Genomic DNA, 26,450 nt, shown 5'->3' with positions numbered 1-26,450 from the left:
GCGATGAAGCGTCTGATCATTGGCTTCAAGGAGGCTGGGATCGAGTTCGCCGGCGCCGGGCTCGTCCTGCCGCCGGTCGCAGCACCGGCAGCGGCACCGGCGCCCGCGGCCGCCATGCCGGCCACGCGCTAATTCAGCGCGAAGACGATCGGCACCAGATAGATCTGATCCATGCCGGCCGGGGGCGGGGGCACCGGATTGGCGCGCGCCATCAGATCGCTCACCTCTTCATCCAACAGTTCATAGCCCGAGCCCTGGACGATGCGATAGCGCAGCACATGGCCTTCGCGGTCGATGGCGAACTCGCAGAGCACGACGCCTTCCTGATGCTTGCGCCGGGCGCGGTCGGGATATTCCTTGTGGCGGTCGAGCCAGGCCGCCAGCAGGCTCGCATAGTCGGCTTGCTCCGCCGCCGACGGGCCGGGCATGACGCTCGAACCGGTGGGCGTGCCGGTGTCGGCGCCGGTCTCGATCGAGGCGGTTTGCGACGGGCTGGTCGTATCGCTGCTGCTGTCGCCCAGGCTGGCGGCGGAGGGCGCTGCCGTCGAAGCGGGAGCAGGGGCTGCTGCGGGGGTCGCATCCGTGGCGGGCGCGTCCGCCGCGGGCAGGGAGGCGAGCTGGGTCTCGAGCGGTTGAGGCGGGGGCGGTGAGGAGGCCGGTTTCGCGGCGGTCACAATCTCGCGCGGCGGCGTCGGCTTGGTCGCGGGCAGCGGCTTCGGCTTTTCTGCAGCCTGCTGTTCTTCCACGACGGGCTTTTCGACGATCTTCTCGACCTCCAGCGCTTCCTCGACGGGCGGTGGCGGCTCCGGCATCGCTTCGAGCGGCAGCTCGGCCATCGTCACCGGCTCGACTTCGGGCTCCGGCTCCTCCTCTGCGGCGAGCTCGGTTTCATCGAGCGGCGGCGGCGGTTCGGCCAGCTCCATTTCGACCGGCGGCAGTTCCTCGATCGCGACCGCCTGCGGATCCGGCATAGGAACGGGATCCTTGGTCTGCGGCGCCGGCGGTGCGGTCTCTTGTTCGGCGGTTTCGCTGTCGGAGGGCGAGGGGGCCGGCGCGCTGGGCGCAGCGGCGGGCATACCGCCGCCGCTGACGATCATCACCGCGACGCTGCCGGCCATGCCGGCGTCGGCCGGTGCGAGCGGCTCCTTCGGCCAGGCGAGCAAGAACGCGGCCAGGATCGAGCCGTGAAACAAGGCCGAGAAAATGGCCGGTCTCGACATGCCCTCCGGCAACCGCATGACCCCTCCCCAATGATCGGAAACGTCTTTCTGAGATAATCATTATCATTCTAATTGCGAATGAAACGCAATTGCGCTAATCAGAAACCCGTACTGGCCGCCCGATGTGGTGGTTCGCAAACGGCGGCCGGGTGCTTGGGTGGGATACCGATTGACCTTGAACGCCATAAACACCGACCGGGCCAAGGCCGGGCTGGGGGCGGATGCAGCTTGCACCGCGCCCGCACGACCCGCGTCCGACCCGCAAATGGACACGCCTTCGGGCGTGAGCAGCCGCGACCTCCTGCGGGGGAGGCAAGAGCTGCTGATCCATCATGGCGAGGAGGTCTACCGGCTCCGCCTCACAGGGAGAGGGAAGCTCATTTTGACGAAATAGCCGGTACGGAGGTCAGGGTCGGATCGGCGAAACAAGCCGATCCGTGAATCCTGCCCTCGCTCAAGAGAGTAAGGAGACCGATTCACGTCTCAAGCCGTCGGCTTGAGACGACCGGGCTCCGGGTATCGGTCCAACACGCAGCTTTCGTCCCAGCCAGCCCACCCGTCGGCCCCAAAAGGCCGGCGCGCCAGCCCCGGACAATGCTGAATCAGCAAGGACAAGGGGCATGGCGACTCTATTTCGACGCGTGACGACCTATTCCGTATTTCTGGCGCTGCCGATCGCGCTCTGGCTCATCGGCGGCTCCGCGGGGGCCCAGGAGACACAGACGCAAATCCAGACTCAATCCCAAAGCCAGACATCAGACCAGACCGGCACCGAGGCGACCGAGGATGGCACCACACCGACCAACACCGAGACACCGCCGCCGCCGGCCACCAGCCCGGTCACGCGCATGTCGGTGCCGCCGGTGACCGTCACCGCCACCCGCAATGCGATGGAGGCCTTCGAATATCCGGGCAGCGTCACGGTGATCGATCAGGAAAAGATCCAGACGCGCATTCCCTCGACCGTCGACGACGTGATGGTCGGTGTGCCCAACGTCACCTTCGCCGGTGGCCCGCGCCGCAACGGCGAATCCCCGATCATCCGCGGCTTCACCGCCCAGGACGTCATCATCCTGCTGGACGGTACCCGGCAGGACCTCATCACCGGCCATGACAGCCGCTTCTTCCTCGATCCCGCCTTGCTGAAATCGGTCGAAGTCGTGCGCGGCGCCTCCTCGGCGCTCTACGGTTCGGGCGGTTTGGGCGGCGTGATCGAACTGCGCACCAAGGACGCGTCCGACTTCCTGGAGCCGGGCGAGACCTTCGGCATGAACGGCTTCATCGGCGGCCAGAGTGTCGACGACCAGGTGTCGCCGGGCGTCACCATGTTCGGCAAGGTCGGCGACAATCTCGACCTGATCGGCAGCTTCGTGTTCCGCGATTCCGACAATATCGATCTGGGCGATGACGAGGAACTCGATGCCGACGACCAGATCCTGAGCGGTCTGGCCAAGGCCAAATACACGATGGGCCCGAACAGCTTCGAAGGCGCCTGGCTGCGCTATGACGGCAGCGCCACCGAGCCCGGCAATCCCCAGTCGACCACGGATGATGGTCTCCAGGACAAGGACATCATCACCCAGACCTGGCGCGGCACCTATAATTTCCACGAGCCGGGCAATCAGTGGATCGATCTCGACGCGACCGTCTATTACACGCAGAACAACATCCACGAGAAGCGGATCGACGATCTCGGACCCGGGCCTGAGGGCGAGGAACTGAAGCGCGATCTCGATACCGTGGGCATGCGGGTCGATAACCGGACCCGGTTCAACCTCGGGACTGATAGCAACGTCGTCTTCACCTACGGCGTCGAGGCTTATCGCGACAACCAGAATGGCGACGATGACGGCGAGGATCTCGCCGGCGTGCCCGACGCTTATTCCAACCTGGCCGGCGTCTTCACCCAGGCCGAGTTCACGGTTCCGGCACCCTTCGGCATGCCCGGCGACTTCCTGATCATCCCCGGCGTCCGGTTCGACTATTACGCGTCGGACAGCGATCTCGCCAACGACAATGTCGATACCGCCGTCTCGCCCAAGATCGCCACGAGCTATATGCCGACCGACTGGCTGATGTTCTATGGCAGCTACGGCTATGCCTTCTCGGCGCCGAATATCAACGATCTCTATCTGACCGGCGTGCATTTCGAGATTCCGCTGGGGCCGCCATTCCCGACCATCGTCAACCGGTTCCAGCCCAATCCCGATCTCAAGTCGCAGACCACGCAGACGGTCGAAGCCGGCATGGGGCTCGATTTCGAGGATGTGCTCATGGCGGATGACCGCGCCACCGCCAAGGGCGGCTGGTTCCTGACCTATGGCGACGATCTGATCTCGCGCAACGTGGTCCAGCCATCGCCCTTCGTAGACTGCAACCCGTTCATCGCGGGCGATTGCGACGGCACGACCATCATCGACAACGTCAACAAGGCGAGGCTCGACGGCGTCGAGCTCGAGGCCCAGTACGAGAACGACTATATGATCTTCGGCGCCGCCTATTCTCATATCGACGGCGAGAACACCGAGACCGGCGAGCCGCTGGGCGACTTGCAGCCCGACACCGTGACCTTCCACACGGCGGCCAAGATCCAGATGCTCGACATGCAGATCGGCTCCTACGTCACCTGGGCGCAGGACTTCGACAACACCGACGATCCGACGCTAGAGCGCGACGGCTATGTCGTGACCGACATCTACGCGGTCTGGGCGCCACAGCAGGAGATCCTGCGCGGTTTCACCCTGGCGGCAGGCATCGACAATCTGTTCGACGAAACCTACACGCGCGTCTTCACGGGCTCGAACGAGGCCGGACGCAATTACAAGGCCATGATGTCCTACCAGATCGCCTGGTAGGACCGAGGGAGAGGAAAAGAATATGCTGGACGATGCTACCGCGGCGGAGCGCCGGGATCCGCGCAGCCTCAAGGCGATCTGGACCGAGCACAAGGCGGCCAATCCGAAGCAGCGGATCCGCGACGCGGCCGCGGCGCTCGGCGTCAGCGAGGCCGAGCTGGTAGCAACCGATCTCGGCACCGGCACCACGCGGCTGCAGCCGCGCTGGAAGGCTCTGATCGAAGCCATGCCGGCGCTGGGTCGGGTGATGGCGCTGACCCGCAATGAATATTGCGTGCATGAGAAGGTCGGCCGCTATGACCAGATCCATCTGAACGACCAGGGCGGCGTCACCCTGGATCCGGAGATCGACCTGCGGCTTTTCTTCGGCCATTGGCAGCATGGCTTCGCCGTGACCGAAGCGCTGGAGCAGGGCGGGCAACGCCACAGCCTCCAGTTCTTCGATCGCGACGGGCTGGCGGTCCATAAGATCTATCTGAAACCGGAAAGCGACGTCGCGGCCTTCCATGCGCTGGTCGCTGATTTCAAGGCCGAGGATCAGGGGGCGGCGATCGCCGTCACGCCGGTCGATCCGCCCGCGGCCGACCGGCCGGATGCGGAGATCGATGCCGCGGCGCTGAACACGCGCTGGCGTGCGCTCCAGGACACGCATGACTTCTTCGGCATGCTGCGCGAGCTGAAAGTGGGCCGCGTGCAGTCTTTCCGGTTGGTTCCGGACGATCTGGCGCAGCGGGTCGACAAGAACGCCTTCTCGCGCGGCCTGGAGCTGGCGGCCGAGGCGGGCCTGCCGGTGATGATCTTCGTCGGTTCGCCGGGCGTCATCCAGATCCATACCGGGCCGGTCGCCACCGTCAAGCGCATGGGTCCCTGGCAGAACGTGCTGGATGACGGTTTCAACCTGCATCTGCGCGAGGATGGGATCGAAAGCTGCTGGTTGGTGCGCAAGCCGACCAAGGACGGCATCGTCACCTCGCTCGAGATCTTCGATGCCGCCGGGCAGCAGATCGCCTGGATGTTCGGCAAGCGCAAGCCGGGCCAGGTCGAGGACAGCGCCTGGCCGACGCTCGCTCTCAAGGCGGTCGGCGCGGCGGGATAAAGATCATGCTTCAACGCTTGCTGCTGATACCGCTCGTTCTGGCGCTCGGCTTGGCTGTGGCCAAGCCGGGTGTCGCGGCGGGCTTGCGGATCGTCTCGATCGGCGGGGCCGTGACCGAGACTCTCTATGCCCTGGGCTATGGCGGTCAGATCGTCGCGGTCGACACCACCAGCCTCTATCCCCGGGAAGCTCTGGCGCTGCCGAAGATCGGCTATATGCGCACGCTGGCGGCCGAGCCGATCGTCGCCTTGTCGCCCGACCTGGTGATCGCGGTCTCGCATGCGGGACCGAAGAAGATCCTGGACCAGATCGCCGCGGCCGGCGTGCCGGTGGTCATCATCTCGGACGAGCCGACGGCCGAGGGGGTCGCCGAGAAGATCGAGGAAGTGGCCAAGGCCGTGGGCGCCGAGGCGAAGGGGGCCGAGCTCGCCGCGGGGATCGAGAAATCCTTCACCCATATCGAGGCGGTGCTCGCCAAGGATCAGGCCAAACCCAGCGTGCTCTATATTCTGTCCGCGTCGGACGGGGCGCCGCTCGCCGCGGGGCAGAACACCGCAGCCGACGGCGTCATCGCGCTCGCCGGCGGACGCAACGCGATCCAGGGCTATGAGGGCTACAAGCCGCTCTCACCCGAAGCGGCCGTGACCGCCAATCCCGATTTCGTCGTGATCGCCGAGCACGGGCTTTCAACCCTGGGCGGCCTCGACGGCCTCGCGGCCCGGTCCGATCTGGGGTTGATCCCGGCCATCAAGGAAGGCCGCGTGCTGGTGCTCGACGCGAATTATCTGCTGGGCTTCGGGCCGCGGGCGGCGGCCGCGACGGCGGAACTGGCGTCGCATCTGCATCCGTCGCTGGCGGGCGACCTCGCCGCACCCGATCTCACGACACCATGACGAGTCCCGCGATCGACGGGAGCTGGCGCCGGCGTTTCGACGGGCTGCCGTTCCTCGGGCTTTCGATCCTCCTGGCCGTGTCGCTGGTGCTGGGGCTCGGCATCGGCGCCATGGCGATCGGGCCGCTCGACATCCTTTCCACCCTCTCGGCGCATCTCGGTCTGGGCCATTGGCGGGAGGTGGGCGCCGGCGAGCAGTCCGTCCTGATCCATGTGCGCCTGCCGCGCGTCGTGCTGGCGGTTCTGGTCGGCGCCAGCCTGGCCGTCTCGGGCGCGGCACTGCAGGGCCTGTTCCGCAATCCGCTGGCCGATCCGAGCCTGCTGGGGATTACCGGCGGCGCCACGGTCGCGGCCGCGGGCGCCATCATCTTCGGCGCCCCCTTGGCGGCGGCTTTGCCGTTGGCCCTCGCCGCCTGGTTCCTGCCGCTCTCGGCCTTCATCGGCGCCATGGTCGTGACCGCGATCATCTATGCGATCTCGGTGCGGCAGGAGGGAATGGACATCGCGACGCTGCTGCTGGCGGGCATCGCCATCAATGCGGTTTCGGCCGCCGGCCTCGGGCTGTTGACCTTCCTGGCGCCGGACGGGCAGCTGCGCGACATCATGTTCTGGCTCCTGGGCAGCCTTGCCGGCACCGGCTGGCCCCAGCTCTGGCCGGTCGCCATCATGATCCTGGTCGCGATCGGGCTGATCGTCCGCCTGGCGCGTCCGCTGAATGCGCTGCTGCTGGGCGAGGCCGAAGCCTTCCATGTCGGCTTCGCGATCGAGCCGATCAAGCGCCAGCTCGTGATCGTCACGGCGCTGGCCGCCGGTGCCGCGGTCGCTTTGACCGGCACGATCGGCTTCGTCGGGTTGCTGGTGCCGCACTTCGCGCGCTTCCTGGTCGGGGCCGACCATCGCCGCCTGTTGCCGGCCTCGGCCCTGCTGGGTGCGTCGCTGCTCCTGATCGCCGATCTCATCGGACGGCTGATCGTGCTGCCGGCGGAGCTGCCGATCGGTGTCGTCACCAGCTTCGTCGGCGCACCCTTCTTCCTGTGGCGGCTGCGCCGCCGGGAGGCCTTCTGATGCTGGCGCTCGATCATGCCCGGCTGGACCGGGGCTCGCGCACCGTTCTGGCCGACGCCGACCTCGCCGTAAGGTCGGGCGAGGTCTTGGCGCTGCTCGGTCCCAACGGGGCCGGCAAATCGACTCTGCTGAAGGCGCTCTCGGGCGAGCTCGAGCCGACCGCGGGCCGCGCGATGCTCGATGGCCGCGATCTCGCCGCTTGGCCCGCCGCGGCCCTGGCGCTGCGCCGGTCGGTCCTGCCACAGCATAACCATCTGGTGTTCGGCTTCTCGGTCGAGGATGTGGTGGCGCTCGGTCGCAGCGCCCATATCGATCACGCGGTCCGCAGCGACGACAATCAAGCCGTTCTCGGAGCGTTGGCCACGGTCGGCCTCGCCGGCTTCGCACAGCGCGACTATCGCAAGCTCTCCGGCGGCGAGCAGCAGCGCGTCCATCTGGCGCGTGCGCTGGCCCAGATCTGGGGCGAGGGATCGCCCGGCGAGCCGCGCTATCTGCTGCTCGACGAGCCGGTCTCGAATCTCGATCCCGCCTATCAGCAGACGGTGCTGCGCACGGCGCGCCTCATGGCGGCGCGCGGTTGCGGCGTGGTGATCTCGCTCCATGATCTCAATCTCGCCGCCGCCTTCGCCGACCGCGTGCTCCTGATCGCCAAAGGGCGCTTCGTCGCCGACGGCACGCCCGCCGAGGTCCTGACGCCGCAGCGGGCAGGGGAGGTCTATGGCCTGCCGATGCTGGCGCTGACCCATCCCGAGACGGGTGTGCCGGTGCTGCTGCCGGCAGCGGCGCCCACTCCTTTCCCGTAAGCGGCCCAGCCATGTTCGAGGGGCCCTCGGCACTGGCGTTACGAACCTTCCTGCCGGCGAAGGATTTCGCGGCAAGCAGGCGCTTCTATCTGGAGCTGGGCTTCGTCATCGGCTTCGAGACGGAGCAGCTGGCGTTGCTGCAGCTCGGCGACCATTCCTTCCTGCTGCAGAACTTCCATGTCGAGGAATGGGCCGCCAATTGCATGATGCAGCTCACGCTCGCCGATCTCGACGGCTGGTGGAACGGGTTGGATCGGGACGGTCTCGTGGCGCGTCACGGCGTGCGGCCGCCCGTCGCACCGCGTCTCCAAGCCTGGAGATTGAAAGTCGCCTTCCTGTTCGATCCCAGCGGCGTGCTGTGGCATGTCACGCAAGCCCCAGCGGCGTCGCGTTCCTGATTCAAGGATCGTCGAGCCGCGTCGCCCGCGCTATTTCCCGTAACTTTTGCGCGGAACCGTCACAACTATGACATCCCGCCTCGGATGGAGACTGTCGTAGCAAGGAACCAGATGATTCATGGCTGGTCCCCCGCCGGCGCTGTTCGAGGAGTTATTGTGATGGCGAAATTCGCCGAATATGACCGCGTGCTGTTGCGGACCACCTGCGCCGAAGTGCCGGTGCAGCGCATGACCATCGGTACGGTGCTCGAGGCTTACGGCAATCCGCCTTCGGCTTATGACGTGGATTTCGCCGGCGCCGACGAATCCTTCACTGTGCCGGCCGACGCGCTGGTCCTGATCCGCGAATAGCGGCTGAGCCTCACAGCTCGAAGAAGACCTTTCCCTCGATCCGATCGGTTTCGCTGATCGGGCCGCCCAGTTGGTGCAGCGCCGCTGCGGCTGCGAGGCAGGCGATCACGCTGTCGAGCGCGTCGCCGCCTTGGTCGTCGATCAGCCGGTCCCGGTGCGAGCGCGAGGGGGCCAGCAGATAGCCCCGTTCGATCAGCACCGCGATGATGTCGCGGCGCATGCTGCGCGTGGCCGGCGTCCTGCCCTTATAGGGCCGATAGAGATCCAGCCGCTTCAGCACCGAGGCCGGGCAGGTCTCGGCGATCCAGGCGCGTTCCGGATGCGGCGGCTCGACCGAGATGATGCTGGCCAGGCGTTCGCGATGGAGCGGCGCCACGATGTCGGCGAGCCCGTGATAGGTCTGGCGATAGAGCCGCAGGTTCCAGGCGCAGAAGGGCGTCTTCGCGATCTTGTCGGTCTCGCGCCTGATCTCCTTGCCCTGGGTGATGCGCCGGCAGGTTTCGCGGAACGCCTCGGCATGCTCATGGCGATGGAAGCTGCCGATGAAGCTCTTCCAATCGGCGCCTTGAAGCACGTTGCGCGGCAGCCCGACCGGAAAGTCGCAGCCGAAGATTCCATCGGGCGTGGTCGCGATCAGCCGGCGCAAGGCGGCGAGGGCGAGTGTGCGATCCGCGCCAGAGCGCGGCAGCGCCGAGGCCGGGTAGCAATCCACCAGCTCGACGCGGTTCTTGCCATCGAGCCGGCCCTCGGCGATCCAGATCGCCTTGCCAGCCAATCTGGCACCGCTGAAATCGATGCCAAAGGGCCGGCGCTTCGGCGTCACTCGGAGATCGCGTATTCGAGGAGAGCGAGGGCCGTGGCGACGGCCTGCCGGCGGATCGCGGCGCGATCGCCGGTAAAATTGCGCTTCTCGACCAGCGTGCCGCCGCTGCGGTTTGCGAGCCCGAACCAGACGAGCCCGACCGGCTTCGTGGCGGTGCCGCCGCCGGGTCCGGCGATGCCGGTGATCGAAACCGCCATGTCGGCATGGGAGTGGGCAAGGGCGCCTTTGGCCATGGCCAGGGCGACCTCGGCGCTGACGGCACCGACACGCTGGATCATGTCAGCGGGCACGTCGATCAGCTCGCTCTTGGCTTCGTTCGAGTAGGTGACGAAGCCGCGGTCGACCACGTCCGACGAACCGGCGATGTCGGTGAGGGCTGCCGCCACCATGCCGCCGGTGCAGGATTCGGCGGTCGCGATCTTCTTGCCGGCGCGCCGATAGCGCTCCAGCAGGTCGGCCGGCGCGATTGCGGGGTCTGCCGTCATGCGGGCAGCGCCACCGTCGCCGTCGCCTGCGCCGCGATGCCTTCGCCGCGGCCGGTGAAGCCCAGCCCTTCCGTGGTCGTCGCCTTGACGCTGACGCGGCCGGTCTCGAGACCCAGGATCGCCGCGATGCGCTCGACCATCGCCGTGCGATGGGGCCCGACCTTCGGGCGTTCGCAGATGATCGTCACATCGAGATGGGTGATGCGTCCGCCCTTGGCCGCGACCAACTCGCCCGCATGGGCCAGGAACTTGGAGGAGTCCGCGCCGCGCCATCTCGGATCGCTCGGCGGGAAATGCTGGCCGATATCGCCGGCGCCGATGGCGCCCAGCAGCGCGTCGGTCAACGCATGCAGACCCACATCGGCGTCGGAGTGACCCTCCAGCGCGGCGCTGTGGGGCACGCGGATGCCGCAGAGCATGATCGCGTCGCCGGGCGCGAAGCGATGGACGTCATAGCCGCCGGCGCTGCGATATTCCCAGGCGCCACCGCCCAGCAGCCTCTCGGCACGCTGCAAATCCCCCTCCGTCGTGATCTTGAAGTTTTCTTCGCTGCCCATGACCAGCTCGACCGCGAGCCCCGTCGCCTCGGCGATCGCGGCATCGTCGGTATGCTCGGTGCCCGAGGCGGCGCGATGCGCCTCCAGAATGGCGTCGAAGCGAAAGCCCTGCGGCGTCTGCGCGCGCCAGAGCCGGTCGCGGCTGGTGGTGGTCTCGATCCGTGGGCTGGCGCCTGCGGGATCTTTCGCCCGCTTGATGGTGTCGACAACCGGCAGCGCCGCAATGGCACCGGGCGCGCGGCCGATGCCGGCGATCACGCGGTCGATCACGCCGTCATCGAGAAAGGGGCGGGCGGCGTCATGGATCAGGACCGCATCGGGCTTCAAGGGCGTCAGGCTCTCGAGCCCGTTGCGCACCGATTGCTGGCGCGTGGCCCCGCCGGCAACGGGGGCCAGCAACTTGAGGCCGGCGATCGCCTCGTCGTAACGGGCGCGATCCTCGGGCGAAATCACGACCCGGACATCGGCAATGCCGGGATGCGCGAGCAGCCGCTCCACGGCATGACGCAGCACGGCGCGGCCGCCCAGCTGGCGATATTGCTTGGGGATGTCGCCGCCGAAGCGCGCACCCCGGCCCGCCGCGACGATCAGCGCGATCGTCCCGCTCATGGACGTGTCTCGGAATGGATCTGGCAAAGCATGATGCCGGCGAAGCTAGAACCATGGCCGCAACTTGCCAAGGTCTCCACTTGTCCCCTCCACCGCGAAGCGGGGGAGGGGACAATAGCACCACCGGTGGCGGCTCCCGGGGCCGGCCTCTATAGTGCCGCGCCATGAGCGGCGACGAGATGACGAACGGATATCTGTTGAGCCTGGCGGCGGCGGTGGCTCTGCTGCCCGTGACGCTGCTGGTCTGGCGGCGGCCGGGCGCGGCGGCGGCGTCCTTCTGGGTGCTTTTGGCGGTGGCGATCGCCGGCGCCTGCACGGTCCTTGCCGTGCATCAGGGCCATGGCTGGACGCCCGGCCTGTCCCAGGCCCTGTGGGCCACGATTGCCGCCTGCCTGCTGATCTTTGCGCTGCTGGGGGCCCTGGTGCGCGAGAGCCTGCGGCTGTCGATCCTGTTGCTGCCTTATCTGCTGCTGCTGGGGCTGCTCGCAACCTGCGTGGCGGGGCTGCCCTCGGCGCCGCTCTCGGCCGGGGCCGCGACCGCCTGGCTCGATCTCCATATCCTGATCTCGGTCTCGACTTATGGGCTGGTGACTCTGGCCGCGGTCGCGAGCCTCGCGCTGTTCCTGCAGGAGCGCGCCTTGAAGGCGAAACGGCCCACGGCGATCACGCGCGCGCTGCCCTCGATGACCGATTGCGAGACGCTCGAGGTGCGCCTCATGGCGATCGGCCTCTTCGTGTTGGGCGTCGGGCTGCTGACCGGCATGGCGACCGAATATATGGAAGCGCACCGGCTGCTCATCCTCGACCACAAGACGGTATTCTCGCTGCTGGCCTTCCTCGTCATCGGGATCTTGTTGCTGCTGCATCGTGTCAGCGGTTTGCGCGGCCGCAGAGCGGCGCGAATCGCGTTGCTCGCCTATCTCCTCCTCACGCTGGCCTATCCCGGCGTGAAGGTCGTGACCCAGATCATTCTCGCCTGATCGGCCGCAGGGTTTGTCGTCACTTCCCCGTAAGTAACGGCGATACATAAGAATTTCTAGCTATTGCAGTGCAGCAAAGTTCGCGCCATAGTAGGGCCGATGGGGCGATATGCTCAAACTATGTGCATTTGCGGGAGTTGCCCAAATTATGGGCATTGAGATCGGAAAGCATCGACTCGAAGACCCGGTGATTCTGGCACCCATGTCGGGTGTCACGGATCTGCCGTTTCGCCGCCTGGTCAAAGCCTGGGGGGCGGGTCTCGTCGTGTCCGAGATGATCGCGAGCCAGGCGATGATCCGCCATTCGCGCCAATCGCTGAAGATGGCCGAGACCGTGCCGGAGGAATCGCCGATGGCGGTCCAGCTCGCCGGCTGCGAGCCCGAGGTGATGGGCGAGGCGGCGAAGCTCAATGAGGATCGGGGCGCCGCGATCATCGACATCAATTTCGGCTGCCCGGTGAAGAAGGTCGTGAACGGCCATGCCGGTTCGGCCCTGATGCGCGACGAGCTTCATGCGGCGCGCATTCTCGAAGCGACCGTGAAGGCCGTCGCCCTGCCGGTGACGCTCAAGATGCGCATGGGCTGGGACGATGCCAACCGCAACGCGCCGCGCCTGGCGCGGATCGCGGAGGAATCCGGCATCCGCATGGTCACGATCCATGGCCGCACGCGCTGCCAATTCTATGCCGGCTCCGCCGATTGGAGCTTCGTGCGGCAGGTCAAGGAAGCGGTGAAGATTCCGGTCGTCGTCAATGGCGACATCACCACCCTCGAGGAAGCCAGCGAGGCCCTGCGGCTCTCCGGTGCCGACGGCGTGATGGTGGGGCGCGGCGCCTATGGCCGCCCGTGGTTCCTCAAGCAGGTCATGCATTATCTGCGCACCGGCGAGCGTCTGCCGGATCCGCCGCTGCTGCGGCAGTTCGAGACGGTGCTGGCGCATTACCGCGACATGCTCTCGCATTACGGAATCTCGACCGGCGTCAAGATCGCGCGCAAGCATCTCGGCTGGTACTCGAAGGGCCTGTTCGGCTCGTCCGAGTTCCGGACCGCGGTCAATCGTTGCGATGCGCCCGACCAGGTCGAGCGACTGTTGAGCGACTTCTACATGCCCCTGCTCGAGCGAGAGGCGGCCTGAGATGAGCGCGCGGACGGCAACCCTGGTTCCGGTCCGCGCTGTCGCTGCGCGCGACCTCAACGCCGACAAGAACAATGCGGGCGATGACCCGCGCGGCCCCGCCAATCAGGACGGCCCCGCGGCTCTCGAGCTGCTCGAAGCGCTGCCGCTGCCCGTGATCGCACTCGACGATGCCGATCGCATCGGCGTGGTGAATGGGGCGGCCGAACAGTTTCTCGGTGCCAGTGCCGCGCATCTGCGGGGGCGGGCGCTGACGGAGATCCTGGTCGGGGATTCGCCGCTGCTCACGCTGGTGCATCAGGTGCGCCAGGATGGGGTGGCGCTCTCCGAGGAAGCCTGCGTCGTGGAATCGCCGCGCTTCGGCCGGCGCGAGGCGGCGGTCGATCTGGCGCCGCTGGCAAACCGGCCCGGCTGGGTCGCCATTCTCTTGCGCGAACGATTGATCGCGCGCGGCCTCGACCGTCAGGCGCAGCAGCAGGGCGCCGTGCGCTCGCTCAATGCCATGGCGGCGCTGCTGGCCCATGAAATCAAGAATCCGCTCTCAGGCATCCGGGGCGCCGCGCAGTTGATCGAGCCCGATCTGCCGCCGAGCCGGCAGATGCTGGCAGCCTTGATCCGCGAAGAGGCCGATCGGATCCGCGACCTGGTCGATCGCATGGAGATGTTCGCGCAAGCGGCACCCGTGGCCTTCAGCACGCTCAATATCCACGAGGTGCTGGATCACGTGCGCCATCTGGGCGCGGCCGGCGTCGCCAACGGGCGCGCGGTCATCGCGGATTACGATCCGTCCCTGCCGCTGCTGCATGGCCATCGCGACCTGCTGATCCAGCTTTTCCTCAACCTCTTCAAGAACGCGGCAGAGGCGACGCAAGCCAAGACCGGCCGTATCCGGCTGATCACGCGCTATCGCCAGGGGGCGAAGCTGACGCGGCCCGGCGGCGGGGCGGCACCTCATCTGCCGCTGGCGGTCTCGATCGAGGACAACGGAAGCGGCGTGCCCGACGCCCTGCAGGCGCATCTGTTCGATCCCTTCGTCACCAGCAAGGCGACGGGCAAGGGCCTCGGACTTGCACTCGCCGCCAAGATCGTCGCCGATCATGGCGGCGCCATCGAATTCGAGAGCGTGCCCGGCCGCACGGTTTTCACCGTGCTCCTGCCGGCCGCGGTGGAGACCTGACGCCATGGCCGCCAACACCATTCTCGTCGCCGATGACGACCGCGCCATCCGCACCGTGCTGACGGAGGCGCTTGGGAGATTAGGCCATCAGGTTCGCACCGCCGGCGACGCCGCCACGCTCTGGCGCTGGGTCAAGGACGGCGCCGGCGATCTGGTCATCACCGACGTGGTGATGCCCGACGAGAATGGCCTCGATCTGCTGCCGCGCATCCGCAAGCTGCGCCCCGATCTGCGCGTGATCGTGATGAGCGCCCGCAACACGCTGCTGACGGCGGTGAAGGCAACCGAGGGCGGCGCCTTCGACTATCTGGCCAAGCCCTTCGATCTGGGCGATCTGCGCAACGCGGTCGAACGGGCGCTCTCGCGCTCGAAGCCGACCCTGGTCGTGGCCAAGCCGGGCGATGAAGAGGCGCTGCCGATCGTCGGACGCTCGCCAGCCATGCAGGAGATCTATCGCCTCCTGGCACGGCTCATGACCAGCGATCTCACGGTTCTGCTGACTGGCGAATCCGGCACCGGCAAGGAGCTGATCGCGCGGGCGCTGCATGATTATGGCCGCCGGCGCAAAGGTCCCTTCGTCGCGGTCAACATGGCGGCCATTCCGCGCGACCTGATCGAGAGCGATCTGTTCGGCCATGAGCGCGGCTCCTTCACCGGCGCGATCAACAAGGCGACCGGCCGGTTCGAGCAGGCGGCGGGCGGCACGCTCTTCCTCGACGAGATCGGCGACATGCCGCTCGAGGCCCAGACCCGGCTCCTGCGCGTGCTGCAGGAGGGCGAGTTCACCACCGTGGGCGGACGCGAGGCGATCCGGGCGGATTTGCGCATCGTCGCGGCCACCCATCGCGACCTGCGCGAGCAGGTCCGCCGCGGCCAGTTCCGCGAGGATCTCTACTATCGCCTCAATGTGGTGCCCTTGCGTCTGCCCCCGTTGCGCGAGCGCATCGAGGACATTCCCGACCTGGTCCGGCATTTCCTCAACCGGGCGACGGAGGAGGGCGGCAGCGCCAAGATGTTCGACGCCGCATCGATCGAGCGGCTGCAGCGCTATGAATGGCCGGGCAATGTCCGCGAGCTCGAGAATCTGGTCCGCCGCGTCGCGGTGATCTATGGCGAGGATGTCATCGGGGCCGATATCGTGGCCCGGGAGCTGGCCGCGATCGCCAGCGCCGCCACCCCCGGCAAACCCACCAGCGAGTCGCTGGCCACGGCGGCCGAGCGGCATTTGCGGGACTATTTCGCCGCCCATACCCATGGGCTGCCGGCCCGGGGCCTTTATGACCGGGTCTTGCGCGAAATCGAGCGCCCCCTGATCCAGCTTTCGCTGGAGGCGACGCGGGGCAACCAGATCCGGGCGGCCGAGATGCTGGGGCTGAATCGGAACACTTTGCGCAAGAAAATCCGGGAATTGGACATATCCGTCCTGCGCGGCTTAAAGTAGGGCTCATCCTGGCATCCCGGACCCACTCCAGCCCGACATGACGATTTAGCCAGGGCCTGAAAGCCAATGCAGGCCGACGACACCGCGCCGAGCGCTGCGGCGGGACGCTCTTGGAGCCCCGAACCGCTTTATCGGTCATTTCTTGACTGGGCGCGTCGCCACTACCTCGAGCGCAAGCTTTCGATAGCGCTGCTCGTGCTGGCGCTTGTCTCGGGCGTGGCGACCTTCATCTCGATGAGCGGCAGCTTCGGGATGCGCACCAACCCGCGCATCGTGCTGCTGCTGTTGCTGGGCGATCTGGTGATCCTGCTGGCGCTGGGCACGGTCGTCGCCCGCCGGCTGGTGATTCTCTGGCTCGAACGCCGGCGTGGTCTTGCGGGTGCGCGCCTCCATGCCCGCCTGGTGATGCTGTTCAGCCTGCTGGCGGTGACGCCGACCATCATCATCGCCCTGTTCTCGACGCTGTTCCTCAATCTCGGCATGGAAGCCTGGTTTTCGGACCGGGTGCGCACCGCGGTCCACGACTCCCTGGTGGTGGCGCGCGCCTATCTCGAGGAGCATCAGCGCAACATCGGCGGCGACGTGCTCGCCATGGCCGAGGATCTGCGCCGCGAGGGCCCGTTCCTCATGGTCAATCGCCAGCGCTTCGAGCGGCTGATGGATTTCCATGTCCGTGCGCGCGGCCTCAACGAGGCGGTGCTGATCAACAGCCAGGCCCAGGTTCTCGCCAGCGCCGGCTTCAATCTGGTGATGGAATTCGATCCCGATCTGCCGAACTGGGCGATCGCGCGCGCCCATCAGGGCGATCTGGTGCTGCTGCCCTCGGACACCGGCGACCGGGTGCGGGCCCTGGTGCAGCTCGATCCCGTCTCGGACACCTATCTCTTCGTCGGACGCCTGGTCGATCCGCGGGTGATCGCGCATCTGAATGCGACCGAGGGGGCGGCCCAGCTCTATGAGGAGCTGGAGGGACGGCGGTCGGGCCTGCAGATCACCTTCGTGCTGATCTTCATCGTGATCGCGCTGCTGATGCTGCTGGCCGCGGTCTGGCTCGCCCTCATCGTGGCGACGCAGCTGGCGCGTCCCATTGGCGACCTGGTGTCGGCCTCCGAGCGCATCTCCCAGGGCGACCTCGCGGCGCGCGTTCCTGAGGCTGCGGCCGACGACGAGATCGGCGCCTTGTCGCGCACCTTCAACCGCATGACCGGGCAGCTGGAGAGCCAGCATAACGAGCTCCTCTCCACCAACCGGGAGCTCGACGAACGCCGCCGCTTCACCGAGCTGGTGCTGTCGGGCGTGTCGGCCGGCGTGATCGGGCTCGACGACAAGGGCCGCATCCGCCTGCCCAACCGCTCGGCCTCGCTGCTGCTGCATAGCGACCTGGTCGCGGCCGTGGGACGGCCGCTGGGCGAGGTCATCCCTGAGTTGGCGCCGGTGATCGAGCAGGGCCGCCGCCGCCTGGGCCGTCCGGCCGAGGGGCAGATCCAGATCACGCGCGGCAGCGAGACCCGGACCATGATCGTCCGGGTGGTGAGCGAGCTCGACGAGGGCGACCTGATCCGGCTGGTGGTGACGGTGGACGACGTGACCGAGCTCATGTCGGCGCAGCGCAAAGCCGCCTGGGCCGATGTCGCACGACGCATCGCGCATGAGATCAAGAACCCGCTGACGCCGATCCAGCTCTCGGCCGAGCGGCTCAAGCGGAAATATCTGAAACAGATCACGACCGATCCCGAGACCTTCATCGTCTGTACCGACACGATCGTCCGGCAGGTGGGCGATATCGGCCGGATGGTGGACGAATTCTCATCCTTCGCGCGGATGCCGGTGCCCGTGTTGCGGCCGGAAAACCTGCTGGATCTGTGCCGCCAGGCCCTGTTCCTGCAACGCACGGCCAACGCCGCCGTGCAATATCACACCCGCTTGCCCGACGAGCCTGTCATCGTGGTCTGCGATTCCCGGCAGGTGAGCCAGGCGCTGACCAATCTGCTGCAAAACGCGGTCGACGCCATCGACGGCCGCCAGGCGCAACCGGGTGAAACATTGCCGCGGGGCGAGATCGAGCTCAGCCTGGACGTCCAGGCCGACAAGGTGATCCTGGCCGTCGCCGATAATGGCCGCGGCCTTCCGTCATCGGGTCGCGAGCGGTTGACCGAGCCTTATGTCACGACGCGCGCCAAGGGAACGGGGCTGGGCCTTGCCATCGTTAAGAAAATCATGGAAGACCATGGCGGCCAACTGCAACTCGCCGACCGGGCGGGCGGGGGCGCGGTGGTCCGGCTCTTGTTCCCGACCGGAGCGGAACGGGCGGCCGAGCCGCCGGTGGATATGACGAACAAGAGCATGGCTCATGGCACTTGATATCCTGATCGTCGACGACGAGGCCGACATCCGACTGCTGCTGGCCGGCGTCCTCAAGGACGAGGGGTATGAGACCCGCGAGGCGGCGGACAGCACAGGTGCGCTCGACGGGATCGCGCGCCGGCGGCCGAGCCTGGTGCTGCTCGATATCTGGCTTCAGGGCAGCGCCCTCGACGGCATGCAGCTGCTGACGCTGATCAAGCGCGATCATCCCAACCTGCCGGTGGTGATGATCAGCGGGCATGGCAATGTCGAGACCGCCGTCGCCGCGATCAAGGAAGGCGCCTACGACTTCATCGAGAAGCCCTTCAAGGCCGACCGGCTGCTGCTGGTCATCGCGCGCGCGCTCGAGGCCATGCGGTTGCGGCGCGAGAATGACGAGCTTCGCCAGCGCAGCGGCAGCGATGCGGAGCTGATCGGAAACTGCTCGATCGTGGCGCAGCTGCGCCAGGCGATCGAGCGCGTGGCGCCGACCGGCAGCCGCGTCTTGATCACCGGCCCGGCGGGGTCGGGCAAGGAGGTCGCGGCGCGCATGCTGCACCGCCTGTCGCGGCGGATCGACGGGCCCTTCGTGGCGCTCAACTGCGCCACGATGCATCCCGACCGCCTCGAGGTCGAGCTCTTCGGCCATGAAGAGAGCGAGGAGCATGGCCCGGCCAAGATCGGCACGCTGGAGCAGGCCCATGGCGGCACCCTGCTGCTGGACGAGGTCTCCGACATGCCGCTCGAGACCCAGGGCAAGATCGTCCGGGTGCTGCAGGAACAGACCTTCAACCGCGTCGGCGGCAATCGCCGGGTCGAGGTCGATGTCCGCGTCATCGCCGCGAGCAACCGCGATCTGGCGCAGGAGATCGTCCAGGGCCGTTTCCGCCAGGATCTCTATTACCGCCTCAACGTGGTGCCGCTGCGCGTGCCCTCGCTCAAGGAGCGGCGCGAGGATATCCCGATGCTGGCACAGTATCTGATGGGGCGGGCGGCGGAGATGGCGGGTGTGCCGGTGCGCCGCTTCGGCGAGGATGCGCTGGCCGTGCTTCAGACCTATGACTGGCCGGGCAATGTGCGCCAGCTCCGCAATGTCATCGACTGGCTGCTGATCATGGCGCCCGGCGACGCCCACGAGCCGATCGTCGCGCGCATGATGCCGCCCGAGATCGCCGGCGAGACCTCGGCCACGCTGGGGGCGTTCGGCAATGGCGAGATCATGTCGCTGCCGCTGCGCGAGGCGCGCGAGCTGTTCGAGCGGCATTATCTGGACGCGCAGGTGGCCCGCTTCGGCGGCAACATCTCGCGCACTGCCGCCTTCATCGGCATGGAGCGCTCGGCGCTGCATCGCAAGCTGCGCGCGCTGGGGATCGTCACCAACGACCGAGAGCGGGTCGAAGGGTGACCACGACGGGGCGCTGCGGCCCATGAAGGTCATCATCTGTGGGGCGGGCCAGGTCGGATTCAACATCGCGCGCTATCTGTCGCGCGAGGAGAACGACGTCACGCTGATCGACAGCGAGCCCCGGCTGATCGAGCAGATCAGCGACACGCTGGATGTACAGGGGGTGGTGGGCTACGCCTCCCATCCCGACGTTCTGGAGCAGGCCGGCGCCCGCGACGCGGATCTGCTGATCGCCGTCACGCATTACGACGAAGTCAACATGGTCGCCTGCCAGGTGGCCCATGCGCTCTTCGAGGTGCCCCGCCGCATCGCGCGGGTTCGGGCCCAGAACTACCTGCAGCGCGGCTATTCCGAACTCTTCAACCGCCAGAACATGGCGATCGACGAGATCATCTCACCCGAGATCGAGGTGGCGCGGGCGATCGCGCATCGCCTCGAGATTCCGGGCGCCTTCGACGCCATCCCTCTCTCCGATGGGCGCATCACGCTGGTGGGCTTGCGCTGCGACGAGAACTGCCCGGTGGTGGACACGCCGCTGCGCCAACTGACCGGGCTCTTTCCCGATCTCGCCCTGTCGGTGGTGGCGATCCGGCGCGGCGAGCGCCGGATCGTCCCGACCGGCGAGGATCGCATGCTGGTGGGCGACGAGGTCTATTTTGTCGTGGACAGCCGGCATGTGAAACGCGCGCTCTCGGCCTTCGGCCATGACGAACCCGAGGCGCGCCGGCTGATCATCGTGGGCGGCGGCAATATCGGCATGTTCCTGGCGGAGAGCCTGGAGCGGGATTCGCCGGGGATGCAGGTCAAGCTGATCGAGATCAACCGCCAACGGGCCGAGCAGGTGGCCCAATCCCTCAGCCGCACCATGGTGATCCATGGCGATGCGCTCGACCTGGAAATCTTGTCCGAGGCCAACGTCAAATCCACCGAGACCATCGTCGCCGTCTCCAACGACGACGAGGTCAATATCCTGGCTTCGCTCCTGGCCGAGCGGCATGGTTGCAAGCGCTCGATCGCGCTCATCAACAAGCCGGTCTATGGCTCCCTGATCGGCCAGCTCGGGATCGACGCGGTGGTCAGCCCGCGCGCCATCACGGTCTCCACCATCCTCCAGCATGTGCGCCGCGGCCGGATCCGGTCGGTCCATAGCGTGGGCGACGGCTTCGGCGAGATCATCGAGGTCGACGCCTTGCCGACCTCGGCCCTGGTGGGACGACCCTTGCGCGAAGCCAAGCTGCCGCCCGGCGTCCTGATCGGCGCCGTCCTGCGCGGCGACAGCGTGATCGTTCCGCGCGGCGACACGGTGATCAAGCCCGAGGACCGGGTGGTCATGTTCGCCATTGCCGAATCCGTGCCGAGGGTCGAGAAGATGTTCTCGGTCAGGCTCGAGTTTTTTTGAGATCGTATCCCTTGTCCCCTCTCCCGCTTGCGGGGAGGGTTAGGGAGGGGGAAGACGCGATGAATAGAAGCCGCGCCAGCCCCCTTCCTAGCCTTCCCCCGTTCCGGGGGAAGGGACAAGAAACGCCCAATCCCGCCTTCTTGCGCCCATATTCATCCCCCAGGTTCGTCTCGTCATGTCCCGCATCGCCTATGTCAATGGCCGCTATCTGCCGCTCGCCCAGGCGCAGGTCCATATCGAGGATCGCGGCTATCAGTTTGCCGACGGCGTCTATGAAGTCGTGCCGCTCTATCGCGGTCGCCTGCTGGACGAGGAGCCGCATCTCGATCGGTTCGATTACTCGCTGCGCGAGCTGCAGATCGCGCCGCCCATGTCGCGCGCGGCCCTGAAGCTGGTCTTGCGCGAGCTGGTGCGCCGCAATGGCCTCGGCGACGCCTTGCTCTATTTCCAGGCGACGCGCGGCGTGGCCCCCCGCGACCACAAGTTCCCCGCCAAGGCGAAGACCGCTTTCGTCGCCACCATGCGCCGCTCGCGGCCGCCCTCGGCCAAGCAGATCGAGGAGGGGGTCGCGGTGATGACGACCCGCGACATCCGCTGGGCGCGTTGCGATATCAAATCGCTCAATCTGCTGCCCAACCTCTTGGCGAAGCAGCAGGCGACGGTCGCGGGCGTCTTCGAGGCCTGGCTGGTGGATGACGACGACAACATCACCGAGGGCAGCTCGACCAATGCCTGGATCGTCACGGCCGACGGCAGGCTGGTGACGCATGATGCCGGGGCCGCGATCCTCAACGGCATCACCCGCCAGCGCGTCATCAAGCTGATGGAGAGCGAGGGGCTCACCTTCGAGCAGCGCTCCTTCAGCCGCGACGAGGCGATGCGCGCGCGCGAAGCCTTCCTCTCCAGCTCGTCGAGCTTCGTGCTGCCGATCACCCGGATCGACGGCAAGCCGGTGGGCGAGGGCAAGCCCGGCCCGATGACACGCCGCCTGCGTGAGATCTATGTCGCCGCGGCGCTCGAAGCGCCGGCCGTGATCTGACGGGCGCCCGCATGACGTCGAGCGCTGCCGGCAAGGCTGGATTGCGGCTGCCGCGTGCGGTCCTGTGGGATTGGGACAACACGCTGGTCGACAGCTGGGGCGTGATCGCCGACGCCCTCAACACCACGCTGGTGGCGATGGGGCAGGAGCCCTGGACCCTGGCCCAGATCCGGGAGCGGGTGAAGGCTTCCTTGCGCGACAGTTTCCCCGCGATGTTCGGCACGCGCTGGCAGGAGGCGGAGAAGATTTTCTATGCCCGGTTCCAGTCGCATCACCTGGATCTGCTGGCCGCACTGCCGGGCGCGGAAGCGCTGCTGGCGGCGCTGTCGGCACGAGGGGTCTATCAGGGCGTGGTCAGCAACAAGCGCGGCCCCTTCCTGCGCCAGGAAGCGGAGCAGCTCGATTGGAACCGTTTCTTCGGCCGGGTGGTCGGGGCGGGGGATGCGGCGCGCGACAAGCCGGCACCTGAACCGGTTTTAATGGCGCTCGAAGGCAGCCCCGTCGCGCCGGGACCCGAGGTCTGGTTCGTAGGCGATACCGATCTCGACATGATCTGCGCGCGCGATAGCGGCTGCACGCCGCTCCTGGTCCGCGCCGAACCACCGCAGCCCGGCGAATTCGCCGCAATCTCGGAAATGCTGCATTTTCAAAGTTGTGACGAATTGCGCCAACTCGTTGACAAACTTTAGAGTTTCCTGAAATTGACGTTTTGTGCTAGCTAGTCGGCAATCCCGGGACGCGTTTGCCTCCGTCCCGGCGCCCGATAGGGATTGTCCATGGACCAGCGCCGGCTCGATCCGGCTTCAGGTCCCAACAAGACCGGGCCCCGAGAACACTTCAGAAAAAGAGGGAGCCAATGGCTACGGAAAAATCGCAGAACGTTCAGGACGTTTTCCTGAATCACATTCGGAAGGGCAAGGTGCCGGTCACCGTGTTCCTGGTGAACGGCGTGAAGCTGCAAGGCATCGTCACCTGGTTCGATAATTTCTCGGTGTTGCTGCGCCGCGACGCACATTCGCAGCTCGTCTACAAGCACGCCATTTCCACGATCATGCCGGCCCAGCCCGTGCAACTCTTCGAAGGCGCCAAGGAGGGCGAAGAAGAGTAAGTGGAGGCACGTCCCAATGGCGGCAGCGGCGATGGAGTGGCCCGCGGCGAGCGCTGCATCGTCCTGACGCCGGTCATGCGGGGCCCCGTGGCCCCGGGCCGCGAACCCGAAGCGCGATTGGCCGAGGCCGAAGGCCTGGCGCGCGCGATCGATCTCGATGTGGTGCATGCGGAAACGGTCCGGGTCGCCGAGCCGAAGCCCGCGACCTTGATCGGATCGGGCGCGGTCGAGCGGCTGCATGGCCTGATCGAGGAACAAGAGATCAAGCTGGCGGTCGTCGATTGGCCGCTGTCGCCGGTGCAGCAGCGCAATCTCGAGCGCGCCTGGAGCTGCAAGGTCATCGACCGGACCGGCCTGATCCTCGAGATCTTCGGCGAACGCGCCCGCACGCGTGAAGGCCAGCTGCAGGTCGAGCTCGCGGCGCTCAGTTACCAGCGCAGCCGGCTGGTGCGGTCCTGGACCCATCTGGAACGCCAGCGCGGCGGCTTCGGCTTCATCGGCGGTCCTGGCGAGTCCCAGCTCGAAATCGACCGCCGCTTGATCGGCGAGCGGATCGGCCGGCTCAAGAAGGAGTTGGCCGAGGTCAAGCGCACGCGCGGGCTTCATCGCGAGGCGCGCAAGCGCGTGCCTTATCCGGTGGTGGCGCTGGTGGGCTACACCAACGCCGGCAAATCGACGCTGTTCAACCGTCTCACCAACGCGACGGTGATGGCGAAGGATCTGCTGTTCGCGACCCTCGATCCGACCATGCGGGTGGTGAAGCTGCCCTCGGGCCGCGACATCATCCTCTCGGACACCGTCGGTTTCATTTCCGATCTGCCGACCGATCTGGTGGCGGCCTTCCGCGCCACGCTCGAAGAGGTCAGCGCCGCCGACATCATCCTCCATGTGCGCGACGTGGCTCATCCCGAGACCACGCTTCAGCAGCAGGAGGTGATCAAGGTGCTCAAGGAGCTGGACCTCGAGACGCGCCTCGACAGCGACATGATCGAGGTCTTGAACAAGATCGACCTGCTGGAACCTGGCGACCGCGAGACCCTGCTGCAGCAGAACGGGCGTCAGACCGATGCGGTGGCGCTTTCGGCGCTCACCGGCGAGGGCACCGGGCGGCTGCTGGCGGATATCGATCAGCGTCTGGCCTCGCAGCGCCAGATCGGCCATTTCAAGGTGCCGCATGGCGAGGGCGCGGCGCTCGCCTGGCTCTACAGCCATGGCGAGGTTCTGACCCGGCGCGACGATGAGGAATTCGCCTATCTCGATGTCCGGCTCGATCCGGCCGACGTCGGCCGTTATCAACGTCTCTATCCGGTAGCACCCGCATGACGCTCGATATCGACAAGGTCTCGGCCCTGATCGCGCAAGCGGCGGCCGAAGAGGTCATGCCGCGCTTCACCAAGCTGAGCGCGGAAGACGTGCGCGAGAAGGGTCCTGGCGATCTGGTCACCGTCGCCGACGAGGCGATGGAGCATCGCCTGACGCCGATCCTGGCGCGCCTGATGCCCGAGGCACTGGTGGTGGGCGAGGAGGCCGCGGCGGCCGATCCGGGCTTGCTGGAGCGGCTGGCTTCCGCCCGGTCCGCCTGGGTCATCGACCCGATCGACGGCACCAGCAACTTCGCCGAGGGGCGCCCGTTCTTCGGCGTGATGGTGGCGCTGCTCGATCGCGGCGAGCCGGTCGCGGCCTGGATTCACGATCCGGTGGCGCGGAGCACGGCGACGGCGGTGAAGGGCGAGGGGGCCTGGCTCGACGGTCATCGCACGGGTCGCCGCCTGGGGGTTTCCGTTCCGCCCGCCGATCCGCATGACCTGAAGGGAACCCTCAATTCCGGTTTCTTCGGCGATCGCGTGCTCGCCCAGCGGGTGCAGTCGCGTCGCGACCGGGTCAAGCCGGTCAAGTCGCTGCGCGCCGCGGCCCATGAGTATCTGCGCCTCGCCAAGGGCGAGGCCGATTTCACGCTCTTCACCAAGCTGATGCCGTGGGACCACGCGCCCGGCGTGCTGATCCATCGGGAAGCGGGCGGCACCGGACGCTATCTCGACCGCAGCCCCTATCGCGCGGAACTGACCAAGGCCGTCGGGCTCTTGATGGCGCCCGACGAAACCAGCTGGCTCGCCCTGCACCGCCTGCTGATCGAGGACGAATAACCTCCGCCTACTTGGCTGCGATCTTCTCGAGTGCCGGATAGTCGGTATAGCCCTTGGCATCGCCGCCATAGAAGGTATCGGTGTCGGGCGGATTGAGCGGCAAGTTGCGGCGCAACCGTTCCGGCAGGTCCGGATTGGCGATGAAGCTCGCGCCGATCGAGATCAGGTCGGCGTCACCCCTCTGCAACGTCGCCTCGGCCTTCTCGCGCGTATAACCGCTGTTGGTCATGATCGGTCCATGGAAGAAGGCGCGCATTTCGCGCGGCAGGATATAGCCGCCGGCGGGCTCGGGATCTTCCGGGAAGAAATCGATCAGATGCAGATAGGCGAGGCCGAACCCGTCGAGGGCCTTGGCTGCGCGATGGAAGATCGCGCGCCGATCCGTGTCGGCGGAGCTGCCGAAGACACCGTTCGGCGAGAGCCGCACGCCGACGCGGTCCGCACCCCAGACATCGGCGACAGCCTGCGTGACCTCGACCAGGAAGCGGGCCCGGTTCTCGACCGAGCCGCCATAGAGATCGATGCGCTTGTTGGTGCCGTTCACCAGGAACTGCTCGACGATGTATCCGTTGGCGCCGTGGATCTCGACGCCGTCGAAGCCGGCCTCGAGCGAGCAGCGCGCGCCATGCCGGAAATCTTCGACCACCTTCTTGACCTCGGCGGTGCCGAGCGCACGCGGCGCCACATAGGGCTTCATGCCGCTGTCGGTGTAGATCTCGCCCTCGGGCGCAATCGCGGAGGAGGAGATCGGCAGATCGCCGTTCGGCTGCATGGTCGGATGCGAGGTCCGGCCGACATGCCAGAGCTGCAGGAAGATGCGCCCGCCGGCCTGATGCACCGCGTCGGTGACGGCGCGCCAGCCTTTGACCTGCTCGGCTGTGTGGATGCCGGGGGTATTGGGATAGCCGATGCCTTGCGGCGAAACCTGCGAGCCCTCGGTGACGATGAGGCCGGCGCCAGCGCGTTGCCGGTAATAGAGCGCGTTGAGGGCGGTCGGCGCATGGCCGGCACCGGCCCGATTGCGCGTCATCGGCGCCATGACGACGCGGTTGGGCAGGGTGAGGCGGCCAATCTTGATGGGCTCGAAGAGTTTCATGATCACTCTGGTTCAAGGTGAAGGCGCCG

At 66.9% G+C, this 26,450-nt stretch carries 25 protein-coding genes; 20 read left to right on the top strand and 5 right to left on the bottom strand.

The annotated features are described in order from the left end of the window. Window positions 1–128: 128 nt before the first annotated feature. Window positions 129–1,220 carry an energy transducer TonB gene (locus ACREE8_RS17610; protein WP_431574310.1) on the bottom strand — a complete coding sequence of 364 codons (1,092 nt, stop codon included), beginning with the start codon at window positions 1,218–1,220 and terminating at the stop codon, window positions 129–131. A 265-nt stretch (window positions 1,221–1,485) separates the two neighbouring features. Between ACREE8_RS17610 and hemP the strand changes: the two genes are divergently transcribed. From hemP to ACREE8_RS17570, 8 genes are all read left to right on the top strand, one after another. Beyond that, a complete protein-coding gene (gene hemP, locus ACREE8_RS17605; protein WP_431574312.1) occupies window positions 1,486–1,614 on the top strand; it encodes a hemin uptake protein HemP in 129 nt (42 codons plus the stop codon). A gap of 226 nt (window positions 1,615–1,840) precedes the next feature. Then, the gene (locus ACREE8_RS17600; RefSeq protein WP_431574309.1) at window positions 1,841–4,075 is read left to right on the top strand and encodes a TonB-dependent receptor domain-containing protein; all 2,235 of its coding nucleotides are present in this window, start codon (window positions 1,841–1,843) and stop codon (window positions 4,073–4,075) included. 22 nt (window positions 4,076–4,097) lie between these two features. After that, window positions 4,098–5,171 carry a hemin-degrading factor gene (locus ACREE8_RS17595; RefSeq protein ID WP_431574308.1) on the top strand — a complete coding sequence of 358 codons (1,074 nt, stop codon included), beginning with the start codon at window positions 4,098–4,100 and terminating at the stop codon, window positions 5,169–5,171. 5 nt (window positions 5,172–5,176) lie between these two features. Next, complete coding sequence (locus ACREE8_RS17590) at window positions 5,177–6,064, top strand: heme/hemin ABC transporter substrate-binding protein (protein WP_431574307.1); 888 nt, start codon at window positions 5,177–5,179, stop codon at window positions 6,062–6,064. Beyond that, a complete protein-coding gene (locus tag ACREE8_RS17585; protein ID WP_431574306.1) occupies window positions 6,061–7,128 on the top strand; it encodes a FecCD family ABC transporter permease in 1,068 nt (355 codons plus the stop codon). The genes ACREE8_RS17590 and ACREE8_RS17585 overlap by 4 nt, the downstream gene beginning before the upstream one ends. After that, complete coding sequence (locus tag ACREE8_RS17580; protein ID WP_431574305.1) at window positions 7,128–7,931, top strand: heme ABC transporter ATP-binding protein; 804 nt, start codon at window positions 7,128–7,130, stop codon at window positions 7,929–7,931. The genes ACREE8_RS17585 and ACREE8_RS17580 overlap by 1 nt, the downstream gene beginning before the upstream one ends. An 11-nt stretch (window positions 7,932–7,942) precedes the next feature. Continuing rightward, the gene (locus ACREE8_RS17575; RefSeq protein ID WP_431574304.1) at window positions 7,943–8,329 is read left to right on the top strand and encodes a hypothetical protein; all 387 of its coding nucleotides are present in this window, start codon (window positions 7,943–7,945) and stop codon (window positions 8,327–8,329) included. 159 nt (window positions 8,330–8,488) lie between these two features. Then, window positions 8,489–8,680 carry a hypothetical protein gene (locus tag ACREE8_RS17570; RefSeq protein WP_431574303.1) on the top strand — a complete coding sequence of 64 codons (192 nt, stop codon included), beginning with the start codon at window positions 8,489–8,491 and terminating at the stop codon, window positions 8,678–8,680. Window positions 8,681–8,690: 10 nt separating this feature from the next. On the opposite strand, the gene ACREE8_RS17565 is transcribed toward ACREE8_RS17570, so the two are convergent. The 3 genes from ACREE8_RS17565 to ACREE8_RS17555 are packed head-to-tail and all read right to left on the bottom strand — an operon-like array spanning window position 8,691 to window position 11,154. Next, window positions 8,691–9,503 carry a hypothetical protein gene (locus ACREE8_RS17565; protein WP_431574302.1) on the bottom strand — a complete coding sequence of 271 codons (813 nt, stop codon included), beginning with the start codon at window positions 9,501–9,503 and terminating at the stop codon, window positions 8,691–8,693. Further along, window positions 9,500–9,988 carry a CinA family protein gene (locus ACREE8_RS17560; RefSeq protein WP_431574301.1) on the bottom strand — a complete coding sequence of 163 codons (489 nt, stop codon included), beginning with the start codon at window positions 9,986–9,988 and terminating at the stop codon, window positions 9,500–9,502. The genes ACREE8_RS17565 and ACREE8_RS17560 overlap by 4 nt, the downstream gene beginning before the upstream one ends. Beyond that, entirely contained in the window at window positions 9,985–11,154 is a 1,170-nt protein-coding gene (locus ACREE8_RS17555) for a bifunctional 2-C-methyl-D-erythritol 4-phosphate cytidylyltransferase/2-C-methyl-D-erythritol 2,4-cyclodiphosphate synthase (protein ID WP_431574300.1), read from the bottom strand. The genes ACREE8_RS17560 and ACREE8_RS17555 overlap by 4 nt, the downstream gene beginning before the upstream one ends. 179 nt (window positions 11,155–11,333) lie before the next feature. On the opposite strand from ACREE8_RS17555, the gene ACREE8_RS17550 reads away from it, so the two are divergent. The 12 genes from ACREE8_RS17550 (at window position 11,334) to ACREE8_RS17495 (ending at window position 25,325) form a co-directional block, all read left to right on the top strand. Then, window positions 11,334–12,134 carry a cytochrome C assembly family protein gene (locus ACREE8_RS17550; RefSeq protein ID WP_431574299.1) on the top strand — a complete coding sequence of 267 codons (801 nt, stop codon included), beginning with the start codon at window positions 11,334–11,336 and terminating at the stop codon, window positions 12,132–12,134. Between the two features lie 148 nt (window positions 12,135–12,282). Further along, the gene (gene dusB / locus ACREE8_RS17545) at window positions 12,283–13,269 is read left to right on the top strand and encodes a tRNA dihydrouridine synthase DusB (RefSeq protein ID WP_431574298.1); all 987 of its coding nucleotides are present in this window, start codon (window positions 12,283–12,285) and stop codon (window positions 13,267–13,269) included. Between the two features lies 1 nt (window position 13,270). Continuing rightward, window positions 13,271–14,446 carry a two-component system sensor histidine kinase NtrB gene (locus ACREE8_RS17540; protein ID WP_431574297.1) on the top strand — a complete coding sequence of 392 codons (1,176 nt, stop codon included), beginning with the start codon at window positions 13,271–13,273 and terminating at the stop codon, window positions 14,444–14,446. A gap of 4 nt (window positions 14,447–14,450) precedes the next feature. Next, entirely contained in the window at window positions 14,451–15,887 is a 1,437-nt protein-coding gene (ntrC, locus tag ACREE8_RS17535; RefSeq protein WP_431574296.1) for a nitrogen regulation protein NR(I), read from the top strand. Window positions 15,888–16,082: 195 nt separating this feature from the next. Further along, on the top strand, window positions 16,083–18,248 hold the full coding sequence (locus ACREE8_RS17530; RefSeq protein WP_431574295.1) for an ATP-binding protein: 2,166 nt from the start codon (window positions 16,083–16,085) through the stop codon (window positions 18,246–18,248). Beyond that, on the top strand, window positions 18,238–19,635 hold the full coding sequence (locus tag ACREE8_RS17525) for a sigma-54-dependent transcriptional regulator (RefSeq protein ID WP_431574294.1): 1,398 nt from the start codon (window positions 18,238–18,240) through the stop codon (window positions 19,633–19,635). The genes ACREE8_RS17530 and ACREE8_RS17525 overlap by 11 nt, the downstream gene beginning before the upstream one ends. Before the next feature lie 22 nt (window positions 19,636–19,657). After that, the gene (trkA, locus tag ACREE8_RS17520; RefSeq protein WP_431574293.1) at window positions 19,658–21,034 is read left to right on the top strand and encodes a Trk system potassium transporter TrkA; all 1,377 of its coding nucleotides are present in this window, start codon (window positions 19,658–19,660) and stop codon (window positions 21,032–21,034) included. Window positions 21,035–21,209: 175 nt separating this feature from the next. Continuing rightward, window positions 21,210–22,073, top strand: coding sequence for a D-amino-acid transaminase (dat, locus tag ACREE8_RS17515; protein ID WP_431574292.1), 864 nt, complete (start codon window positions 21,210–21,212; stop codon window positions 22,071–22,073). 11 nt (window positions 22,074–22,084) lie between these two features. Next, window positions 22,085–22,762: an HAD family hydrolase gene (locus ACREE8_RS17510; RefSeq protein WP_431574291.1), complete on the top strand. Its 678-nt coding sequence runs from the start codon at window positions 22,085–22,087 to the stop codon at window positions 22,760–22,762. Between the two features lie 167 nt (window positions 22,763–22,929). Continuing rightward, window positions 22,930–23,181 (top strand): RNA chaperone Hfq, encoded by a 252-nt coding sequence (gene hfq, locus ACREE8_RS17505; protein ID WP_151177489.1) that lies wholly within the window; start codon window positions 22,930–22,932, stop codon window positions 23,179–23,181. A 75-nt stretch (window positions 23,182–23,256) separates the two neighbouring features. Then, window positions 23,257–24,504 carry a GTPase HflX gene (gene hflX / locus ACREE8_RS17500; protein WP_431574311.1) on the top strand — a complete coding sequence of 416 codons (1,248 nt, stop codon included), beginning with the start codon at window positions 23,257–23,259 and terminating at the stop codon, window positions 24,502–24,504. Beyond that, complete coding sequence (locus ACREE8_RS17495; RefSeq protein ID WP_431574290.1) at window positions 24,501–25,325, top strand: inositol monophosphatase family protein; 825 nt, start codon at window positions 24,501–24,503, stop codon at window positions 25,323–25,325. The genes hflX and ACREE8_RS17495 overlap by 4 nt, the downstream gene beginning before the upstream one ends. A gap of 7 nt (window positions 25,326–25,332) precedes the next feature. Here the strand turns inward: ACREE8_RS17495 and ACREE8_RS17490 are convergent, their stop codons facing one another. Further along, entirely contained in the window at window positions 25,333–26,421 is a 1,089-nt protein-coding gene (locus tag ACREE8_RS17490; protein ID WP_431574289.1) for an alkene reductase, read from the bottom strand. Window positions 26,422–26,450: the final 29 nt, after the last annotated feature.

Origin of the sequence: Hypericibacter sp., from assembly GCF_050729195.1 — a bacterium.
Taxonomy (GTDB): Bacteria; Pseudomonadota; Alphaproteobacteria; order Dongiales; family Dongiaceae; genus Hypericibacter.
This window is presented reverse-complemented; position numbering and strand designations above follow the sequence as displayed.

What these genes read in the sequence shown, in the direction of transcription:
- trkA (WP_431574293.1), top strand. Translation starts at nt 19,658, where the DNA reads ATGAAGGTCATCATCTGTGGGGCGGGCCAGGTCGGATTCAACATCGCG.
- ACREE8_RS17600 (WP_431574309.1), top strand. Translation starts at nt 1,841, where the DNA reads ATGGCGACTCTATTTCGACGCGTGACGACCTATTCCGTATTTCTGGCG.
- hflX (WP_431574311.1), top strand. Translation starts at nt 23,257, where the DNA reads ATGCGGGGCCCCGTGGCCCCGGGCCGCGAACCCGAAGCGCGATTGGCC.
- ACREE8_RS17575 (WP_431574304.1), top strand. Translation starts at nt 7,943, where the DNA reads ATGTTCGAGGGGCCCTCGGCACTGGCGTTACGAACCTTCCTGCCGGCG.
- ACREE8_RS17540 (WP_431574297.1), top strand. Translation starts at nt 13,271, where the DNA reads ATGAGCGCGCGGACGGCAACCCTGGTTCCGGTCCGCGCTGTCGCTGCG.
- dat (WP_431574292.1), top strand. Translation starts at nt 21,210, where the DNA reads ATGTCCCGCATCGCCTATGTCAATGGCCGCTATCTGCCGCTCGCCCAG.
- ACREE8_RS17590 (WP_431574307.1), top strand. Translation starts at nt 5,177, where the DNA reads ATGCTTCAACGCTTGCTGCTGATACCGCTCGTTCTGGCGCTCGGCTTG.
- ACREE8_RS17585 (WP_431574306.1), top strand. Translation starts at nt 6,061, where the DNA reads ATGACGAGTCCCGCGATCGACGGGAGCTGGCGCCGGCGTTTCGACGGG.
- ACREE8_RS17560 (WP_431574301.1), bottom strand. Translation starts at nt 9,988, where the DNA reads ATGACGGCAGACCCCGCAATCGCGCCGGCCGACCTGCTGGAGCGCTAT.
- ACREE8_RS17490 (WP_431574289.1), bottom strand. Translation starts at nt 26,421, where the DNA reads ATGAAACTCTTCGAGCCCATCAAGATTGGCCGCCTCACCCTGCCCAAC.
- ACREE8_RS17595 (WP_431574308.1), top strand. Translation starts at nt 4,098, where the DNA reads ATGCTGGACGATGCTACCGCGGCGGAGCGCCGGGATCCGCGCAGCCTC.
- ACREE8_RS17510 (WP_431574291.1), top strand. Translation starts at nt 22,085, where the DNA reads ATGACGTCGAGCGCTGCCGGCAAGGCTGGATTGCGGCTGCCGCGTGCG.
- ACREE8_RS17555 (WP_431574300.1), bottom strand. Translation starts at nt 11,154, where the DNA reads ATGAGCGGGACGATCGCGCTGATCGTCGCGGCGGGCCGGGGTGCGCGC.
- ACREE8_RS17570 (WP_431574303.1), top strand. Translation starts at nt 8,489, where the DNA reads ATGGCGAAATTCGCCGAATATGACCGCGTGCTGTTGCGGACCACCTGC.
- dusB (WP_431574298.1), top strand. Translation starts at nt 12,283, where the DNA reads ATGGGCATTGAGATCGGAAAGCATCGACTCGAAGACCCGGTGATTCTG.
- hemP (WP_431574312.1), top strand. Translation starts at nt 1,486, where the DNA reads ATGGACACGCCTTCGGGCGTGAGCAGCCGCGACCTCCTGCGGGGGAGG.
- ACREE8_RS17525 (WP_431574294.1), top strand. Translation starts at nt 18,238, where the DNA reads ATGGCACTTGATATCCTGATCGTCGACGACGAGGCCGACATCCGACTG.
- ACREE8_RS17550 (WP_431574299.1), top strand. Translation starts at nt 11,334, where the DNA reads ATGACGAACGGATATCTGTTGAGCCTGGCGGCGGCGGTGGCTCTGCTG.
- ACREE8_RS17580 (WP_431574305.1), top strand. Translation starts at nt 7,128, where the DNA reads ATGCTGGCGCTCGATCATGCCCGGCTGGACCGGGGCTCGCGCACCGTT.
- ACREE8_RS17495 (WP_431574290.1), top strand. Translation starts at nt 24,501, where the DNA reads ATGACGCTCGATATCGACAAGGTCTCGGCCCTGATCGCGCAAGCGGCG.
- ACREE8_RS17610 (WP_431574310.1), bottom strand. Translation starts at nt 1,220, where the DNA reads ATGTCGAGACCGGCCATTTTCTCGGCCTTGTTTCACGGCTCGATCCTG.
- ntrC (WP_431574296.1), top strand. Translation starts at nt 14,451, where the DNA reads ATGGCCGCCAACACCATTCTCGTCGCCGATGACGACCGCGCCATCCGC.
- hfq (WP_151177489.1), top strand. Translation starts at nt 22,930, where the DNA reads ATGGCTACGGAAAAATCGCAGAACGTTCAGGACGTTTTCCTGAATCAC.